Source organism: Vibrio penaeicida, assembly GCF_030689305.1.
GTDB classification, from domain to species: Bacteria; Pseudomonadota; Gammaproteobacteria; order Enterobacterales; family Vibrionaceae; genus Vibrio; species Vibrio penaeicida_B.
The window spans coordinates 61,279-78,275 of the sequence record NZ_JAUYVM010000011.1 but is presented as its reverse complement, the minus strand read 5'-3'; the positions used below and the strand labels follow the sequence as shown (position 1 = coordinate 78,275).

Sequence of the window (16,997 nt, the reverse complement as noted above, 5' to 3'; positions counted from 1 at the left end):
TAGGAGAGAATTTTGAAAACAACGTTAAAAGCAGCTGCACTTAGCCTAGCCTTACTGGGCACATCTTTTTTTGCTAATGCTGCAGAAGCGGCTCAAAAAGTGGGTTATGTAAATACTGCACAGATTTTCCAGGCTCTCCCTCAGCGTGAATCTGTTTTACAAAAGCTTCAGGCTGAATTTAAAGACCAAAATGCAGAGCTACAATCACTTGAAGCAAAGCTGAAAACGAAAATCGAACAAGGTCGCCGTGATGGTGAATTACTTGGTGAAGATGGTCTTCGTAAACTGCAGATTGAAATTGGTCAACTTCAGGCTGAATACAAAATTAAAGCGCAATCTCTAGAGCAAAATGGTCAAAAGCGCGAAGCGCAAGAAAGACAAAAACTGCTTAAGCTGATTCAAGATACAATTGCAAAAGTAGCCGAAAAAGAAGGTTTTGATGTAGTGATTGATGCTACTTCACTCCAATACGCAAAACCAGAATTGAACCTGTCTAAAAAAGTAATTGAACAACTTAAATAAGAATATATGACAACATTAACCCTTGCAGAAATCGCGAAAATTGCAGGTGGTGAGTTACACGGAGACGGCAGCATTGCCGTTTCCGAGTTTGCTGCCATGGACAAAGCTGGTCAAGGTCAGCTTTCTTTCCTTTCTAGTCCCAAATTCAGAAAATCACTCGATCTGTGTAAAGCGGATGCTATTTTACTGCGTGAGTCCGATCTGGAGCATTACTCTGGTAACTCGATCGTTGTTGAAGATCCGTACGTAGCGTACGCCCGTATCGCCCAAGCTCTTGATACAACCCCTTTACCAGCTACCAATATTCATAAAACAGCGGTTATTGATGAATCGGCATCACTAGGTGAAAATGTATCTGTTGGAGCCAATGCGGTGATTGAGTCTGGCGTTAGCCTAGGCGATAACGCTGTGATTGGAGCGGGATGTTTCGTTGGTAAAAATACCTCGATTGGTTCAAATACCAAACTTTGGTCGAATGTTAGCGTTTATCATGGCGTAACGATCGGATCCGATTGTTTAATTCAAGCAAATGCTGTGATTGGCTCGGATGGATTTGGCAATGCCAACGAAAAAGGCGAGTGGATAAAGATCCCTCAAGTTGGCGGCGTTCGTATCGGAGACCGCGTAGAGATCGGAGCATGCACCACCATTGACCGTGGTACACTGGACGATACGGTAATAGAAGACAACGTTGTTTTAGATAATCAGATCCAAATTGCACATAATGTCCAGGTTGGATATGGCACTGCAATGGCCGGTGCCGTGATCGTTGCTGGCAGCACGCAAATTGGTAAGTATTGCCAATTTGGTGGTGGTGCAGTGATCAATGGTCATATTACGATTGTCGACCAAGTTGTTGTTACTGGTATGTCTATGGTGATGCGTGACATTGAAGAAAAAGGTGTTTTCTCTTCAGGTGTCCCGGTGCAACCTAATAAAGAATGGCGTAAAATGGTGCCACGTGTTCACAAGATTGCGGAACTAGACAGAAGGCTGAAATCTGTCGAGAAAGAGCTAAAATCCTGACACGAAACGTTTAACTTAAAGCCTGCGCACTGCGGGCTTTCATTCGTTTATCTAACGATGAATTGAATTTGAAAATTGATAGGAATATGACTTTGACTACTGAAAAGAAAACGATGGACATCACGGAGATTCAAACACTTCTTCCACATCGCTACCCTTTCCTGATGATTGATCGTGTTACTGACTACGAAGAAGGTAAGTACCTAGTAGGCTTGAAAAATGTGTCAGTGAACGAACCTCAGTTCACCGGTCATTTCCCACAATTGCCTGTATTTCCAGGCGTATTAATTCTTGAAGCAATGGCCCAAGCAACGGGGCTACTCGCATTTAAAACATTTGGTGCACCTGCGGAAAACGAGCTGTACTACTTTGCAAGTGTGGATGGCGCTAAATTCCGCGCACCTGTGATGCCGGGCGATCAGATGCTGATTGAAGTTGAATTTTTGAAAGAACGTCGCGGTATTGCTGCGTTTAATGGTAAAGCGACGGTGGACGGCAAGGTAGTGTGTTCTGCTGAGCTGAAATGTGCTCGTAGAGAGTTTTAATATGATTCATGAATCTGCCTCTATTCATCCTAGTGCGGTTATTGAAGGTAATGTTCGCATTGGTGCTGGCACAACGGTAGGACCATTCACTTATATTTCGGGTGATATCGAAATTGGTGAAAACAACGAGATTATGTCTCATGTTGTGATTAAAGGTCCGACAATCATTGGTAATGAAAACCGAATATTCCCCTACGCGATAGTAGGAGAAGAATGTCAGGATAAAAAATACAGCGGCGAAGATACTCGTTTGATTGTTGGCGATCGCAACGTTATTCGAGAAAGTGTACAAATGCACCGTGGTACAGTTCAGGATAAGGGCGAAACCCGTGTTGGTAGCGATAACCTATTCTGTGTTAACGCCCATATTGCTCATGATTGTATTGTGGGTGATAACGTTATTCTTGGTAACAATGCGACATTAGCGGGTCATGTAACAGTCGAAGACTACGTGATTCTAACGGCCCTTTCTCCGGTTCACCAATTCTGTACGTTGGGTGCTCACTGCTTTGTTGGCGGCGGATCCATTGTTGTACAAGACGTACCACCTTTTGTTATGGCGCAAGGGAATCACTGTAAACCTTTTGGTATCAATATCGAAGGGCTGAAACGCCGAGGGTTCGAGAAAAAAGAAATCCACGCTATTCGCCGGGCTTATAAATCCCTTTACCGTAATGGACTGACGCTTGAAGAAGCGAAAACAGAGATTGCAAAAGAAGCGAATGAGTTTAAAGCGGTACAGCAATTTTTGGATTTCTTAGGTAACTCACAACGCGGGATAATTCGATAGGGTCAACCCGATCGGCTTTATAGTTGCGTTGATTGAACTAACCATTGAAAAGATCGCTGTTTTTAGCGATCTTTTTGTATTTTTAAGTTAAAAAATTTGGCTTTGGGTGAAAGATGACTTCAGGTACTGGTCCGTTAAGAATTGGCATCGTTGCCGGTGAATTATCTGGTGATACGTTAGGCGCTGGTCTTATTGAAGCGATAAAAAGACAATACCCTGATGCCGAGTTTGTCGGTATTGGCGGACCCAAAATGAAGGTGTTGGGCTGCGAATCTCTGTTTGAAATGGAAGAGTTAGCCGTGATGGGGCTTGTCGAAGTTTTGGGGCGCTTGCCTCGGCTTTTGAAAGTAAAAGCGGAACTAGTGAAGCACTTTACGCAAAACCCACCTGACGTATTTATTGGTATAGATGCGCCCGATTTTAACTTGAGATTAGAGTTAAGCCTCAAGAAAGCAGGGATTAAGACTGTCCATTATGTCAGTCCATCTGTATGGGCTTGGCGTCCAAAGCGAATTTTTAAAATTGATGCGGCAACGGATTTGGTTTTGGCTTTCCTGCCATTCGAGAAAGCTTTTTACGACAAATACAACGTAGCCTGCGAATTTGTCGGCCATACACTCGCAGATGCGATCCCCCTTCAGCCTGATAAAAAAGATGCAAGAGCGCATCTCGACCTTGAACAAGATAAAACTTGGTTAGCCGTATTGCCTGGTAGCCGAGGAGGGGAAGTAGGTTTGATTGCTAAGCCGTTTATCGAAACGTGTAAACGCCTTAATCAAAAACACCCCAATGTTGGTTTTGTTGTTGCCGCGGTAAACGAAAAGCGAAAAGCGCAATTTGAACAGATCTGGAAAGACATCGCTCCCGAACTCAACTTTGTGATTGTTCAAGATACAGCTCGAAATGTGATTACGGCGTCTGATGCGGTATTACTTGCGTCCGGCACAGTAAGTTTAGAGTGCATGCTACTTAAGCGCCCTATGGTTGTCGGCTACAAAGTAAATAGACTGACAGGTTGGATAGTTCAGAAGTTGGCGATTACAGAATTTGTTTCTCTACCCAATATACTGGCGGGTAAAGAATTGGTGAAAGAATTCATTCTTGATGAGTGTCGCCCAGACTTTTTGCATCCTGAAATTGAAAAAGCCTTGTTTGGTGACAACCAAGCTTTAATCAGCGAATTTACTGAGATGCACCAGTGGATTAAAAAAGGCGCTGACCAACAAGCCGCAACTGCCGTTCTTAATTTAATTGGAAAATAATCATGCCTAAGAAAGCAACACAAGACTTTCCTCCATTTGAATACCCTACGGGTTATCAGCTTTTTGCTGGTGTAGATGAAGTTGGTCGTGGTCCATTGGTTGGTGACGTAGTGACTGCTGCAGTCATTTTAGACCCGAATAATCCCATTGAAGGGCTGACCGATTCAAAGAAATTGTCTGAGAAAAAACGCCAAGCGCTTTTCCCTGAAATCAAAGAAAAAGCATTGGCTTGGGCAGTAGGTCGTTGTTCGCCAGAAGAAATAGATGAACTTAATATTTTGCAAGCCACGATGGTAGCCATGCAACGAGCCATTGCTGGGTTGGATCCGCAGCCGGGTTTTGCGCTTATCGACGGTAATCGTGTCCCTGAATTATCTATGGCGGGCTTAGCCGTAGTAAAAGGGGATTTAAGAGTAGCGGAAATCAGTGCCGCATCCATTATCGCAAAAGTGGTACGAGACAGTGAAATGGAAGAGCTAGACAAAAGGTACCCAGAATTTGGTTTTGCAAATCACAAAGGGTATCCGACGAAGGCGCACTTTGAAGCAATCGAAAAATACGGTGTTATAGCTGAGCACAGAAAGAGCTTTAAGCCTGTAAAACGCGCACTTGGGATCGAATAGCTTCTCTTGTTTTTGGATTCAAGTATCATGTACGCAAGTGGGTTTAACCCTCACGAAATATCTAAGTAATCTGAGCATCAGGATCTGATTAATGTCTGACCCGAAATTTGTACACCTACGTATTCACAGTGACTTCTCCATGGTCGATGGTCTTTCTAAAGTTCCACCCATAGTCAAAAAAGTGGCTGAATACGGGATGCCTGCGATGGCGCTGACAGATTTTACAAACCTTTGTGGTTTAGTGAAGTTTTATAATACGGCGCATGGCAATGGTATCAAGCCTATCATCGGGGCAGATTTCACAATGCAGTCGGATGAGTTTGGTGATGAACTTACAAAGATGACGGTATTGGCAACGGATAACACAGGTTATAAAAACCTGACTTTGTTGATTTCAGATGCGTACCAACGTGGTCATGTACAACACCAACCGGTTATAGAGAAAGAATGGTTGGTGAAATACAGCGAAGGTCTTATTGTGCTTTCGGGTGGGCGCGTTGGTGAAATTGGTCGTGCCTTACTTAAAGGTAACGCTGCTCTTGCGTCTGAATGTGTTGAATTTTATCAAACTCACTTTCCAGAGCGCTTCTATTTAGAACTCACCCGTACAGGTCGACCTGACGAAGAAAGTTACCTGCATTTTGCTTTAGAACTTGCTGAGCAAGCGGAACTGCCTGTTGTCGCGACCAACGAAGTGGTATTCATTACTGAAGATCAGTTTGATGCACACGAAATTCGCGTCGCCATTCACGATGGTTTTACGCTTGAAGATCCTCGAAGACCGAAAAACTACAGCCCACAGCAGTACCTTCGTAGTGAAGAGGAAATGTGTGAGCTGTTTTCAGACATACCCGAAGCGTTAGAAAACAGCGTAGAAATTGCCAAACGTTGTAACGTGACGGTGCGTTTAGGCGAATATTTCCTGCCAAACTTCCCTACTGAAGGTATGGCGATCGAAGACTTTTTGGTTAAGAAATCGCAAGAAGGCTTAGAGCGGCGACTGGCTTTTCTCTTCCCCGATGAAGATGAGCGTTTAAAACGTCGTCCAGAATACGACGAACGTTTGGAGATTGAGCTCGACGTTGTTAACAAAATGGGTTTCCCTGGTTACTTCCTTATTGTTATGGAATTCATCCAATGGTCGAAAGACAATGATGTACCCGTTGGACCTGGGCGAGGCTCCGGTGCTGGGTCGCTCGTTGCCTATGCGCTAGATATTACCGATCTCGACCCATTGGCGTACGACCTCCTATTCGAACGTTTCCTTAACCCCGAACGAGTATCCATGCCCGATTTCGATATTGATTTCTGTATGGATAAGCGTGATCAAGTAATTGACCACGTTGCAGAAATGTACGGTCGTGATGCGGTTTCACAGATCATTACATTCGGTACCATGGCTGCAAAAGCGGTTATTCGAGATGTGGGGCGTGTACTGGGGCACCCATATGGGTTTGTTGACCGTATCTCAAAACTTGTTCCACCTGACCCAGGGATGACGCTAGAGAAAGCGTTTGTTGCAGAACCGCAACTTCCCGAGATTTATGAAGCTGATGAGGAAGTAAAAGAACTCATCGACATGTGTCGAATTTTAGAAGGCTGTACTCGAAACGCGGGTAAGCATGCCGGCGGCGTTGTTATTTCACCGACGACCATTACCGACTTTGCTCCTATCTACTGCGATGCAGAGGGTAACTTCCCCGTAACTCAATTTGATAAGAATGACGTAGAAACAGCGGGTCTGGTTAAATTTGACTTCTTGGGGTTACGAACGCTGACCATTATTGATTGGGCGCTTGGCCTAATTAACCCTCGATTGGAGCGTGAAGGCAAAGAAAAAGTCCGTATAGAATCGATTCCGCTTGATGATCAACCGTCATTTAAATTACTGCAAAATTCTGAGACTACCGCGGTATTTCAGCTTGAATCTCGCGGTATGAAAGATCTGATCAAACGGCTTCAACCGGACTGTTTTGAAGACATTATCGCATTGGTAGCCTTGTTCCGACCGGGACCGCTTCAATCGGGCATGGTAGATAACTTCATCGACCGTAAACACGGTCGTGAAGCCATCTCTTACCCAGATGAAACGTGGCAGCACGAAACGCTGAAAGAGACACTGGAACCAACCTACGGCATTATCCTGTATCAAGAGCAGGTGATGCAGATTGCCCAGATCTTAGCGGGTTATACGCTGGGTGGCGCCGACATGCTTCGTCGAGCGATGGGTAAGAAAAAACCAGAAGAAATGGCCAAACAGCGCGCCATTTTTGAAGATGGTGCTATCAAGAATGGGGTTGATGGCGAATTGGCCATGAAGATCTTTGACTTGGTAGAGAAATTTGCAGGCTATGGTTTTAACAAATCTCACTCAGCGGCTTATGCCTTGGTTTCTTACCAGACGCTTTGGTTGAAAAAACATTATCCTGCGGAATTCATGGCGGCAGTAATGACCGCGGATATGGATAACACCGAAAAAGTAGTCGGCTTGGTAGATGAATGCATAAGAATGAAGCTGACTCTATTACCACCAGACATCAATGCGGGTCTATACCGGTTTAATGTCGATGAAACGGGTGCCATCGTATATGGTATTGGTGCGATTAAAGGTGTGGGTGAAGGGCCAATTGATAACATTATCGAGGCACGTGAAAAGGGCGGTTATTTTAAAGACCTTTTTGATTTTTGTGCTCGAATCGACCTTAAAAAAGTCAATAAACGTGTTATCGAAAAACTGATTTATGCAGGCGCATTGGATAGACTCGGTCCACACAGAGCAGCCATGATGGCATCGCTCAATGATGCAGTGAAAGCCGCTAGCCAGCATCACCAAGCTGAATCGTTTGGTCAGGTGGATATGTTTGGTGTTCTAACGGATGCACCGGAAGATGTTGAAACGAAATATACCCAAGTCCCCCCATGGCCGGAAAAAGTCTGGCTAGAGGGCGAACGCGAAACCTTGGGCCTGTATTTGACCGGACACCCAATTAATGCCTATCTAAAGGAACTCGGTAAGTACACCAGTTGTCGACTTAAAGATGCGCAACCGACTCGCCGTGACCAATCTTTAACCATTTCAGGGCTAGTGATTGCCGCACGTGTTATGACAACCAAACGCGGCACGCGCATCGGGCTTATGACACTGGATGATCGTTCTGGGCGCATGGAAGTGATGTTGTTCTCAGATGCGCTCGAAAGATATGCAGAACTGCTTGAAAAAGATAAAATTTTGGTCGTTTCCGGACAGGTCAGCTTTGATGACTTTAACGGTGGGCTTAAAATGTCCGCGCGCGAGGTTATGGATCTCGGAAATGCGCGTGAAAAATACGCTCGTGGTTTGTCTGTTTCTATACAAGAGCAACAAATTGATGAACATTTCTTTGAACGCTTCAATCAAATATTGGAGCCGCACCGAGCGGGAACAGTGCCAGTTAATGTATATTATCAGCGCAGCGATGCGCGAGCGCGTCTAGCACTGGGCGTGGAATGGCGAGTAACGCCAGCAGATACATTACTAGACGATTTAAAGGAGCTGCTTGGTCAAAGCCAGGTAGAACTCGAATTTAACTAATTCAGCTGCGAAATGGTACGCAGTTGACCAATAAGGATTCATAGATGAGCCTAAACTTTCTTGAATTTGAAAAGCCTATCGCTGAACTGGAAGCAAAAATTGAAGCATTACGTGACGTATCTCGTCATGGCGGGGATGCTTCAGTTGATCTAGATAAAGAAATCAAACAACTTGAAGACAAAAGTTTAGAACTGAAAAAGAAAATCTTCAGTGATCTAGGTGCATGGCAGGTAGCTCAGCTAGCTCGTCACCCTCAGCGCCCTTATACACTGGATTACGTGGAAAACGTATTTACAGAGTTTGATGAGCTTGCTGGTGACCGCGCTTATGCAGATGATAAAGCCATCGTTGGTGGTATCGCTCGTTTAGAAGGACGTCCAGTGATGATCATTGGTCATCAAAAAGGGCGTGAGACCAAAGAAAAGGTGATCCGTAACTTTGGTATGCCAAAGCCTGAAGGTTACCGTAAGGCACTTCGCCTTATGGAAACAGCAGAGCGCTTCAAAATGCCAATCATCACGTTTATCGATACCGCGGGTGCATACCCAGGTGTTGGCGCTGAAGAGCGCGGGCAATCAGAAGCTATCGCTAAAAACCTAAAAGTGATGTCCGGTCTTAAAGTACCCGTCATTTGTAACGTTGTGGGTGAAGGCGGTTCTGGTGGTGCATTGGCTATTGGTGTTGGTGACTATGTGAACATGCTTCAATACTCAACATACGCTGTTATTTCTCCAGAAGGCTGTGCTTCTATCTTATGGCGTGATTCAGATAAAGCGCCTCAGGCAGCAGAAGCAATGGGTCTTGTTGCACCTCGTCTGAAGGAATTGAAGTTGATCGATGAGATCATCGAAGAGCCTTTAGGTGGCGCACACCGCGATAAATTAAAAATGGCTGAAAACATGAAGGCGATGCTTGTTAAGCAACTTGATGAGCTTGACCACCTTGATGAAGAAACGCTACTTGAGCGTCGTTACCAACGCTTAATGAGCTATGGTTATTGTTAAGAGCTACGGTTACTGGTTAATAACCCATAATTACTGCTAGTTAGCAGATTAAGGTAGAATAAAGCGAGCATTAGGCTCGCTTTTTTATTGGGACAAACGTGTTACAAAACGAATTCAACCATCAAATACTGAAACATACCTCACCTGAGACAACGATTGTCCTCGCCTTAAGCGGTGGTATGGACTCACGCGTGCTGCTGTATCTACTGAGCCATATGGCTGAATCTCATCACATCAAAACCAAAGCTGTTCATATCCATCATGGCTTGAGCAGCAACGCTGATGATTGGCAAAAAAATTGTCAGGCTTGGTGTGAAAAAGCCAACGTTCCATTTTTTTCTGAAAGAGTTGTGTTAGATATTGAATCAGGAAGGAGTGTTGAGGAGCTGGCACGCGAAGCAAGGTATGACGTTCTTCGTCGATACGTCGGTCCTGATGATGTTCTGTTAACGGGGCAGCATATGAGCGATCAAACGGAAACGTTTCTGCTGGCCTTAAAACGAGGAAGTGGTCCCAAAGGTTTATCAGGTATGCCGCGCATTGCTTCATTTGGAGAAGGGGAGATTTTACGTCCTCTACTCAGTGTTTCTCGCCAAGATATCGAACAGTATGCCCTCGAACACAAGCTGAGTTGGAATCATGATGAAAGCAACGATGACACTCAATTTGATCGCAACTTCTTACGCCACCGAGTTGTCCCTGAGCTTGCTAACCGCTGGTCTGGTTTTGAAAAATCTGTTCAGCGAAGTGCTCAATTATGCGCCGATCAACAAAATCTCATTGAAGAGCTCTTGAGCCAGAATCTATCGGATGCTCTGTTTCATGACGGTAGCTTAAGCATTTCCATGCTTTCTGAACAGAGTGAGCTCGCCAGAGCGCAATTGATCCGAATGTGGCTTGAGTATTCCGGCGCCAAAATGCCATCAAGAAAGCAATTGCAGGTCATCTGGGAAAATGTGGCGTGCAGTCAAAGAGATGCTAACCCAAGCTTGTCTTTGCCATCTGGAGAAATACGCCGATATGACCATCGCCTTTATCTAGTGTCTCCCGAGCAAGATCTCTCTGATTGGTGTGAAGAACTAATCGTTGGGAAGACGTTGCTTCTCCCCTATGCCCTTGGTGAATTAACATTGGGTACGAGCGGTCTGAATACATCACTGAGCAACTCAGTTTCAGTACACTCGCTATTACTGCGCCTTCCTCTTTCATCAGAAAAAGTGACAGTACACTTCTGTCCTCAAGGGCTCAGCGCCAAGCCTGTGGGTCGAAATGGCAGCCGAAAACTTAAAAAGCTCTTTCAGGAGTATGGCGTGCCTAGTTGGAAGCGCAGGCAGATACCTATTGTAATGTACGATGATAAAGTTGCTGCTGTTGCCAATCTATTTGTTACTCAAGGATTTAATGCTTCGGATTGTGAACTTGTTTGGATCAGTTGATCTAAAAATGTGCCACAATTAACGGAAATTATAACCCTAATAAATACATGGTGAAGCAATGAGAAAAGTAACAATAGGATGTGCAATGGCATTCGCAATGGTGTTTAGTGGTGCCAGTGTCGCAGGAGATGCGAATGCTGGGAAAGCTAAAGCGGCGGTGTGTGCTGCTTGTCATGGTGCGGATGGTATTGCAGCAATTGATGGTTATCCGAATTTGAAAGGTCAGAACGAGAAATATTTAGTCAGTTCTCTAAAAGCGTATAAAGCAAATCAACGCACTGGCGGCTTGGCGGCAGTAATGTCTGCGCAAGCAATGGGGCTTAGTGATCAGGATATTGATAACTTGGCTGCTTACTTTTCGAGCCTTAAATGAAACTCGAACACGATAATGTGATCTTATGCCCAGTACTGACTTCAATACTGGGCATTTTTATTTTTATTAATAAAAGAAAAGGTATAAATAAAGGTAAGCAATAGAAAGTCACTATATTTTCTCAATCTATTGTAAGGAGCTCATTTCCAACTACACTGAAATGAGATGGTATCAAACTATACGGACATAAAGGTTACTATCGAAAGACAATAACGGACAACAAGGAGTGTTGCCATGAATGTGAATTCGTCAGGACAAAAGCGCATTTCGACAGAACGCATTATCGCGCTGATTCTTATTGGCTATTTAGCTTTTCATTCACCTATCCTAACTCAAGCTCTTTCCCAAACTGTACTCAAGCTGATTCCAGCGACCATAATGGCACTAACCTATATTAGCGGGCTGCTTGCTGTTGTTGGGTTATGGCGTCAAAGAACTTGGGGTTATCTGCCTGTTCTCTTCTTTATTCCCTCGCTAACACTGTTTTCGGGTGTGCTGTCGTTTGATGGTAGTGGGCTGTTATTCCAAGATTTTGTTCTCATGTTGGTAAACATAGGCGTATTCTTATTTGCTGCTTGGGGATTAATGCAGAAAATGGACGCTGCTTAGACTTTTGCTTACAGCTAAATTTTAGTGGCATAGAGCTAAGCGTGGGTGGCAGAACGTAGCATCTTGAAATCACTTGGGTATAATGATCTGTAAACGAATACGTGAAGGGAAGACAATGAAAAAAATAGAAGCAATCATTAAGCCATTCAAGTTGGATGACGTTCGTGAAGCTCTGGCTGAAGTCGGTATCACAGGTATGACTGTATCTGAAGTAAAAGGATTTGGTCGTCAAAAAGGTCACACCGAGCTGTACCGAGGCGCGGAATATATGGTTGATTTTCTGCCTAAAGTAAAGCTAGAAATAGTTGTCTCAGAAGACGTTGCAGATCAGTGTGTTGATACCATTATCGAAACGGCGCAGACGGGTAAAATCGGTGACGGTAAAATTTTCATCACGGATATTGAGCGTATTGTACGTATTCGTACTGGTGAAGAAGACGAAGACGCTATCTAAACCAAAATTAGTATTAAAGAAATGGAGCTTCGGCTCCATTTTTGTTTGAAGCTTAGTCGCGTTAGGTTTTAGGAGAATACATGAGGAAGTGGTTACTCAGTGTGGTTGCGGGCTGCTTTTGCTTAGTGGGCACTTATGCCATTTTGTTCACTGTTCCGGAAAAGCCCATACTCATTTCCCTCGATGCGACCAGCCAGCGTACCGACCAATATTGCTATACCAATGTGAACACTACACCTTTAGATTCCGATGAGAGAATTCGATTATTGGTGTGGAATGTCTATAAACAAAATCGAGAAGGGTGGTCTGAAGCACTCGACCGCTTTTCGGAAAATGTGAATCTAGTGCTATTGCAAGAAGCCAACCTGAATGCTGAATTTATTCAATGGCTGTCGAAACATAGCTGGGCGAGTAGCCACGTGAGCGCTTTTAAGCTTTTTGATAGCAGTGCAGGTGTTTTGAATCTCGCCCCTAACTTTCCCATAAAAGCGTGTGCTTATACCCAAATAGAGCCATGGCTCAGATTGCCTAAATCAGCCTTATATTCCACTTATCCTTTGTCTAACGGTCAAACACTTGCGGTCGTGAACATTCATGCGGTTAATTTCACAATTGGTACAACGGAGTTTGAAGCGCAGATAGACGCTTTGAAAGCGGCAGTTGAATCACACGAGGGGCCGATGATCATTGCTGGTGATTTCAATACTTGGAGCGAAGAACGAACCTTGGAGCTGAAAGAAAGAATGGCAGCATTGGAAATGGTTGAAGCAAAGTTCTCACCAGATGCAAGGTTAGCGTTTATTACGGGGTGGGCATTGGATCATGTGTATTACCGTGGATTAACGCTAGAAACAGCAGAGGCGCCCATTTCAGGCGCCTCTGACCACAATCCTATGTTGGTCACGTTTAAGTTAGTTAAACGCAGCGATACCGACGAGCATAGAAAAGAATAATAACCACGGAAGGATAGCAATCGCTAGTGCCTGTCCTTTATCAAACTCTGTCCAAGCTCCTAGAGCGGCATAGCCCAGTACAATGTACCAAGGTAGTAATAATGGGAAGGTGCTGGTAAAGATATACCAGTTATGATCAGGTGATAACTTGATCAGCCCATTCAAACTGTTCAGATCTGCAGCGTAACTCACTATGTGCCCGTGATTAACTAAAAGGCTAATGTAGCTTGCTAGATCCCCTAAAACCGCGGGGAAAAGCATCACACAGCTTGCGGCTACCCACTTCCAATAACCCATTTTGTATTGGCTTTGCCTAGTTGCTAATGAAAACCAAAAACCTAAAAGCAAAACCGCAAAAATACGACCCATGACATCGAGCAACACCTCACCCGCTAAAAGCGTGTCGCTGTTTAGCAAATCTTGCTGGTCTAGTGGAATGGTCATGGTGGCGATGAGCTCGGACTTTAGCCATTCAAAATCGACGATATCGAAGTAGGCACCCCAAAACAGAAACGGTGTAATCAGCAGAACGATGAAAGGTTGCCATCCCCAGATCCCTTTTTGATAAAGAGCAGCAAAGCACTGAGTTGGTGAACGGAAGATGTCGACCAACATCACCAATGAATTTTTAGAGGGTGTCATGCACTTACCTTCGTTACGTCAACATACAACTTTAACTTCTGACCAGGCTGTAAGTATTTGGATTTATTCAAGTCGTTCCACTTCATGATATCGCCTGTTTTTACTTTGAACTTGGACGCAATGCCGCTGATGGTGTCGCCAGAGCGTACCTTATAGAAAACTGGGCGGATGATTGCGCCTTCATTGGAGTTTTTCCAAACAACCAGTTTCTGACCGATACGCAATGTATCGCGTGGCCCCATACCATTCCACTTTGCGAGAGATTGATGTGAAACCTTGTGTTTTTTGGCAATAGACCAAAGGTTGTCGCCTGATATGACTGTGTGGCTAAATTTGTATTTTCCACGAGCTTTGGACTGTGTTTTTGCTAATCGGTTGTCAGCACTGAGCGCGTAAATGGTGTCGTTTTTTGTCGACGTAGGAATCATCAGGTTCTGACCAACCCAAATGCTCGTGCTTGAAAGCTCGTTCGCCGCTTGAATGACTTTTGTTGTCGTGCTGTATTTTTTAGCGAGCACGCTTAAAGTGTCACCCGATTTCACTTGGTGGCGAACCAATTTCATACCTTTACCGCGATTTTGCGATATTTTTTGGTTGAACTGCTCAACTTTCTCAATGGGAATCAATAAATGGTGCGGTCCTGATGGTGCCGTTGCCCACTGGTTGTAAGCAGGGTTATAGCCTTGTAGTTCAGCCACACTCAAGCCTGCATAATTTGCTGCAATGGCTAAATCCAATTGTTCTTTTGGGTTCACTTGCGCCAGTACCGGTTGGTTCGCAATAGCCGGGATATTGATGCCGTATTTTTCTTGGTTGGCGACAATGTCTGCTAGGGCAAGCAGTTTAGGTACGTATCCACTAGTTTCTTTCGGTAGAGACAGTGAAAAGAAATCGATAGGTTTGTTGGCTTTCTTGTTCTTTCGAATGGCACTCGATACTCTACCACCACCACTATTGTATGCGGCAATGGCGTGATTCCAGTTACCCTCAAAGCGTCGATTTAAGTTTTCGAGGTAATTCAGAGCGGCATCGGTAGCCTCAGTAACATCACGTCTACCATCGTACCAATAGTTTTGCTCTAGTCCGTACATTTTTCCGGTAGCTGGAACAAACTGCCATAAACCCGCAGCACTGCCATGAGAGTAGGCAAATGGGTCAAATGAGCTTTCGACTACGGGCAACAGAGCGAGCTCCAAAGGTAAGCCGCGTTCTTCAATTTTTTCTGTAATTAGAAATAGAAAAGGTTCTGCTCTTTGTGCGACCGTTTGTAAATGTCGAGGGTGTTTTAGGTACCATGTCCGATAGTAATCGACAGTTTTATGGTCTGGAATAGGCATTTCAAGCTGCATGGCGATTCGTTGCCAAACATCAAGCTGACTTTGAGGAGTGACTACCGGTGTTTCTTTTGCCGTGGTGTTACTAGCAGGTTTGCTTGCCGACGGTGTAGAAGTAGAAGTAACCTTAGTTTCCTTTTGGTTACTTTCCGGTGATGTTTGATTGGGTGTTTCCGACGACGTTAGCTGACAACCTGTCAAAAATAACGCCAACACCCAACTGTACTGTACTCTCATTGATGCAGCCTTTTAATTAAATGGCTGCTGATAATACTTGTCTCCCTATCTAGGTGACAAGCATCAAATCGTTAAAATTCGTTCTTCCACTCACGAAGTGCCGAAAAGACTGCAAGTGGTGACGTATCTTGAGTGCGATGAGACACTGCCTTGATCACACTTTCCTCTTGAAAGCGAAGAAATGGGTTTGTCCGCATTTCTTGGCTTATCGTGGTCGGGATAGTTGGTAAATTTTGTGCTCTTAGACGATTGACTTCATCGCGATAGATATGGAGCTCAGGGCTATCAGGTTCGACAGCGAGCGCAAAAGAAACATTCGATGAAGTGTATTCGTGGGCACAATACACTTTGGTTTCTTGAGCCAGAGCAGACAGTTTATTAAGTGATTCAAACATTTGAGCAAAGGTGCCTTCAAAGATTCGACCACAACCCGCGGCGAACAAAACGTCACCACAGAACAATTTACCGTCGCCGACGTAACCAATATGACCTAAAGTGTGTCCAGGTAGATCTAAAACGAGAAACCTTTCTCCAAATAGTTCGATTTGGTCGCCTTCTTTAACTGGTGTCGTCAGGGTAGGGATGGGTTCATCGGCTGGACCGACGACTTTACAATTTGGAAAAGCTCTTATGAGGTCTGATACACCACCAATGTGATCGCCATGATGGTGTGTAATTAGAATGGCTTCCAGTTCAAGCTCATGAGTTTTTAGGTGCTCCAATACTGGAGACGCATCGCCTGGGTCGACAACCGCACAACGCTGATCGTTATTTTGGATGAGCCAGATGTAATTGTCGCTAAATGCAGGTATGCTTTTGATGGTTAACATATTTGGAACTCCAGTCCCCAGATATTTAGACGGATTATTATGAAGCCAGCTCGCACATCACGCAAATTAGAACAGCCACATTCTTGGGAACAGCTCAAAAATGGTCAGTGGGTATCAGAAACTATCCAAATGAGGCTAGATGAATGGTGCCCCAAATTGTTTGGCTACCATATGTTAAAGCTCGGTGGTTTAAGTTGTGAACTAACGAGCTCAAACTGCAACATACAACACCAAGTTCTACTGGATATCGAAAACCCACTCCATAACGTTATAGCTGATGCGTATGATCTGCCTTTTCTCGAGAAGAGTTTTGACGCAGTGCTGATGGCGCACCAACTTGATTACTGTAATGACCCACACCGATTACTGCGTGAAATAGACAGGGTAATGATTGACGATGGTTACTTAATCATAACGGGGTTTAATCCTATCAGCGTGACAGGATTATCGAGTTTGATGCCATGGCGAAAGAACAACCTGCCTTGGAGTGGGAGAATGTTCACCCCCAACCGAATCCGAGACTGGCTAGGGCTATTGAACTATCAGGTCGTCCATTTGGACTGTTACGCACTATTGCCATTTGGTCGCTATCAACCTTTATGGACTTGGACAGAGAACGCACTGGGTAATTTAGCGAACCCATTTGGGAGCCTCTATTTTATCGTCGCTCGAAAACGCACTTATCCTCTTAAACCCATTAAGCCCCATTGGCGATTCAAACGTAATTTATCGCCAATAGGAGTGAATTATCGAGTGTCTTCTCGGGAAACAAAGTCGTCTTAGGCT

The 16,997-nt window shown here is 44.5% G+C and carries 16 protein-coding genes and 1 pseudogene; 14 read left to right on the top strand and 3 right to left on the bottom strand.

Annotation, left to right across the window (positions count from 1 at the left end; all coding sequences use genetic code 11):
• Positions 1-12 precede the first annotated feature (12 nt).
• The 13 genes from Q8W40_RS17720 to Q8W40_RS17660 all read left to right on the top strand — a co-directional run bounded on the left by Q8W40_RS17720 (position 13) and on the right by Q8W40_RS17660 (position 13,168).
• Complete coding sequence (locus Q8W40_RS17720) at positions 13-522, top strand: OmpH family outer membrane protein (RefSeq protein ID WP_126605818.1); 510 nt, start codon at positions 13-15, stop codon at positions 520-522.
• Positions 523-528: 6 nt separating this feature from the next.
• Positions 529-1,548 (top strand): UDP-3-O-(3-hydroxymyristoyl)glucosamine N-acyltransferase, encoded by a 1,020-nt coding sequence (lpxD, locus tag Q8W40_RS17715; protein ID WP_305399080.1) that lies wholly within the window; start codon positions 529-531, stop codon positions 1,546-1,548.
• Positions 1,549-1,661: 113 nt separating this feature from the next.
• The gene (gene fabZ / locus Q8W40_RS17710; protein ID WP_174715161.1) at positions 1,662-2,093 is read left to right on the top strand and encodes a 3-hydroxyacyl-ACP dehydratase FabZ; all 432 of its coding nucleotides are present in this window, start codon (positions 1,662-1,664) and stop codon (positions 2,091-2,093) included.
• A 1-nt stretch (position 2,094) separates the two neighbouring features.
• Positions 2,095-2,883 (top strand): acyl-ACP--UDP-N-acetylglucosamine O-acyltransferase, encoded by a 789-nt coding sequence (gene lpxA / locus Q8W40_RS17705; protein ID WP_101110627.1) that lies wholly within the window; start codon positions 2,095-2,097, stop codon positions 2,881-2,883.
• A gap of 113 nt (positions 2,884-2,996) precedes the next feature.
• Positions 2,997-4,145: a lipid-A-disaccharide synthase gene (gene lpxB, locus Q8W40_RS17700; RefSeq protein ID WP_305399078.1), complete on the top strand. Its 1,149-nt coding sequence runs from the start codon at positions 2,997-2,999 to the stop codon at positions 4,143-4,145.
• A 2-nt stretch (positions 4,146-4,147) separates the two neighbouring features.
• Positions 4,148-4,768, top strand: coding sequence for a ribonuclease HII (rnhB, locus tag Q8W40_RS17695; RefSeq protein WP_305399076.1), 621 nt, complete (start codon positions 4,148-4,150; stop codon positions 4,766-4,768).
• 91 nt (positions 4,769-4,859) lie between these two features.
• Positions 4,860-8,339, top strand: coding sequence for a DNA polymerase III subunit alpha (gene dnaE, locus Q8W40_RS17690; RefSeq protein ID WP_305399074.1), 3,480 nt, complete (start codon positions 4,860-4,862; stop codon positions 8,337-8,339).
• A gap of 44 nt (positions 8,340-8,383) precedes the next feature.
• Entirely contained in the window at positions 8,384-9,343 is a 960-nt protein-coding gene (accA, locus tag Q8W40_RS17685; protein ID WP_101110623.1) for an acetyl-CoA carboxylase carboxyl transferase subunit alpha, read from the top strand.
• Between the two features lie 98 nt (positions 9,344-9,441).
• Positions 9,442-10,779, top strand: coding sequence for a tRNA lysidine(34) synthetase TilS (gene tilS, locus Q8W40_RS17680; protein WP_305399072.1), 1,338 nt, complete (start codon positions 9,442-9,444; stop codon positions 10,777-10,779).
• Positions 10,780-10,837: 58 nt separating this feature from the next.
• Positions 10,838-11,152, top strand: coding sequence for a c-type cytochrome (locus Q8W40_RS17675; RefSeq protein ID WP_305399071.1), 315 nt, complete (start codon positions 10,838-10,840; stop codon positions 11,150-11,152).
• A gap of 234 nt (positions 11,153-11,386) precedes the next feature.
• Entirely contained in the window at positions 11,387-11,761 is a 375-nt protein-coding gene (locus Q8W40_RS17670) for a hypothetical protein (protein WP_101110621.1), read from the top strand.
• A 115-nt stretch (positions 11,762-11,876) separates the two neighbouring features.
• Complete coding sequence (gene glnB, locus Q8W40_RS17665) at positions 11,877-12,215, top strand: nitrogen regulatory protein P-II (protein WP_101110620.1); 339 nt, start codon at positions 11,877-11,879, stop codon at positions 12,213-12,215.
• A gap of 80 nt (positions 12,216-12,295) precedes the next feature.
• Complete coding sequence (locus Q8W40_RS17660; RefSeq protein WP_305399068.1) at positions 12,296-13,168, top strand: endonuclease/exonuclease/phosphatase family protein; 873 nt, start codon at positions 12,296-12,298, stop codon at positions 13,166-13,168.
• On the opposite strand, the gene Q8W40_RS17655 is transcribed toward Q8W40_RS17660, so the two are convergent.
• The 3 genes and pseudogenes from Q8W40_RS17655 to gloB form a co-directional block, all read right to left on the bottom strand.
• Complete coding sequence (locus tag Q8W40_RS17655; protein WP_305399067.1) at positions 13,127-13,810, bottom strand: YIP1 family protein; 684 nt, start codon at positions 13,808-13,810, stop codon at positions 13,127-13,129. The genes Q8W40_RS17660 and Q8W40_RS17655 overlap by 42 nt on opposite strands.
• Positions 13,807-15,216: pseudogene (locus tag Q8W40_RS17650) on the bottom strand (LysM peptidoglycan-binding domain-containing protein); the annotation flags it as partial. The pseudogene Q8W40_RS17650 and the gene Q8W40_RS17655, both read right to left, overlap by 4 nt.
• Positions 15,217-15,452: 236 nt before the next feature.
• Positions 15,453-16,211, bottom strand: a complete 759-nt coding sequence (gene gloB, locus Q8W40_RS17645) for a hydroxyacylglutathione hydrolase (RefSeq protein WP_305399064.1) — start codon at positions 16,209-16,211, stop codon at positions 15,453-15,455.
• A 39-nt stretch (positions 16,212-16,250) separates the two neighbouring features.
• Here gloB and Q8W40_RS17640 point away from each other — a divergent pair, with 39 nt between their 5' ends.
• Entirely contained in the window at positions 16,251-16,994 is a 744-nt protein-coding gene (locus Q8W40_RS17640; protein WP_305399063.1) for a class I SAM-dependent methyltransferase, read from the top strand.
• Positions 16,995-16,997: the final 3 nt, after the last annotated feature.

Coding starts and splice junctions, on each gene's coding strand:
- lpxD (WP_305399080.1), top strand. CDS start 529: ATGACAACATTAACCCTTGCAGAAATCGCGAAAATTGCAGGTGGTGAG.
- fabZ (WP_174715161.1), top strand. CDS start 1,662: ATGGACATCACGGAGATTCAAACACTTCTTCCACATCGCTACCCTTTC.
- lpxA (WP_101110627.1), top strand. CDS start 2,095: ATGATTCATGAATCTGCCTCTATTCATCCTAGTGCGGTTATTGAAGGT.
- lpxB (WP_305399078.1), top strand. CDS start 2,997: ATGACTTCAGGTACTGGTCCGTTAAGAATTGGCATCGTTGCCGGTGAA.
- rnhB (WP_305399076.1), top strand. CDS start 4,148: ATGCCTAAGAAAGCAACACAAGACTTTCCTCCATTTGAATACCCTACG.
- dnaE (WP_305399074.1), top strand. CDS start 4,860: ATGTCTGACCCGAAATTTGTACACCTACGTATTCACAGTGACTTCTCC.
- accA (WP_101110623.1), top strand. CDS start 8,384: ATGAGCCTAAACTTTCTTGAATTTGAAAAGCCTATCGCTGAACTGGAA.
- Q8W40_RS17675 (WP_305399071.1), top strand. CDS start 10,838: ATGAGAAAAGTAACAATAGGATGTGCAATGGCATTCGCAATGGTGTTT.
- Q8W40_RS17670 (WP_101110621.1), top strand. CDS start 11,387: ATGAATGTGAATTCGTCAGGACAAAAGCGCATTTCGACAGAACGCATT.
- glnB (WP_101110620.1), top strand. CDS start 11,877: ATGAAAAAAATAGAAGCAATCATTAAGCCATTCAAGTTGGATGACGTT.
- Q8W40_RS17660 (WP_305399068.1), top strand. CDS start 12,296: ATGAGGAAGTGGTTACTCAGTGTGGTTGCGGGCTGCTTTTGCTTAGTG.
- Q8W40_RS17655 (WP_305399067.1), bottom strand. CDS start 13,810: ATGACACCCTCTAAAAATTCATTGGTGATGTTGGTCGACATCTTCCGT.
- gloB (WP_305399064.1), bottom strand. CDS start 16,211: ATGTTAACCATCAAAAGCATACCTGCATTTAGCGACAATTACATCTGG.
- Q8W40_RS17640 (WP_305399063.1), top strand. CDS start 16,251: ATGAAGCCAGCTCGCACATCACGCAAATTAGAACAGCCACATTCTTGG.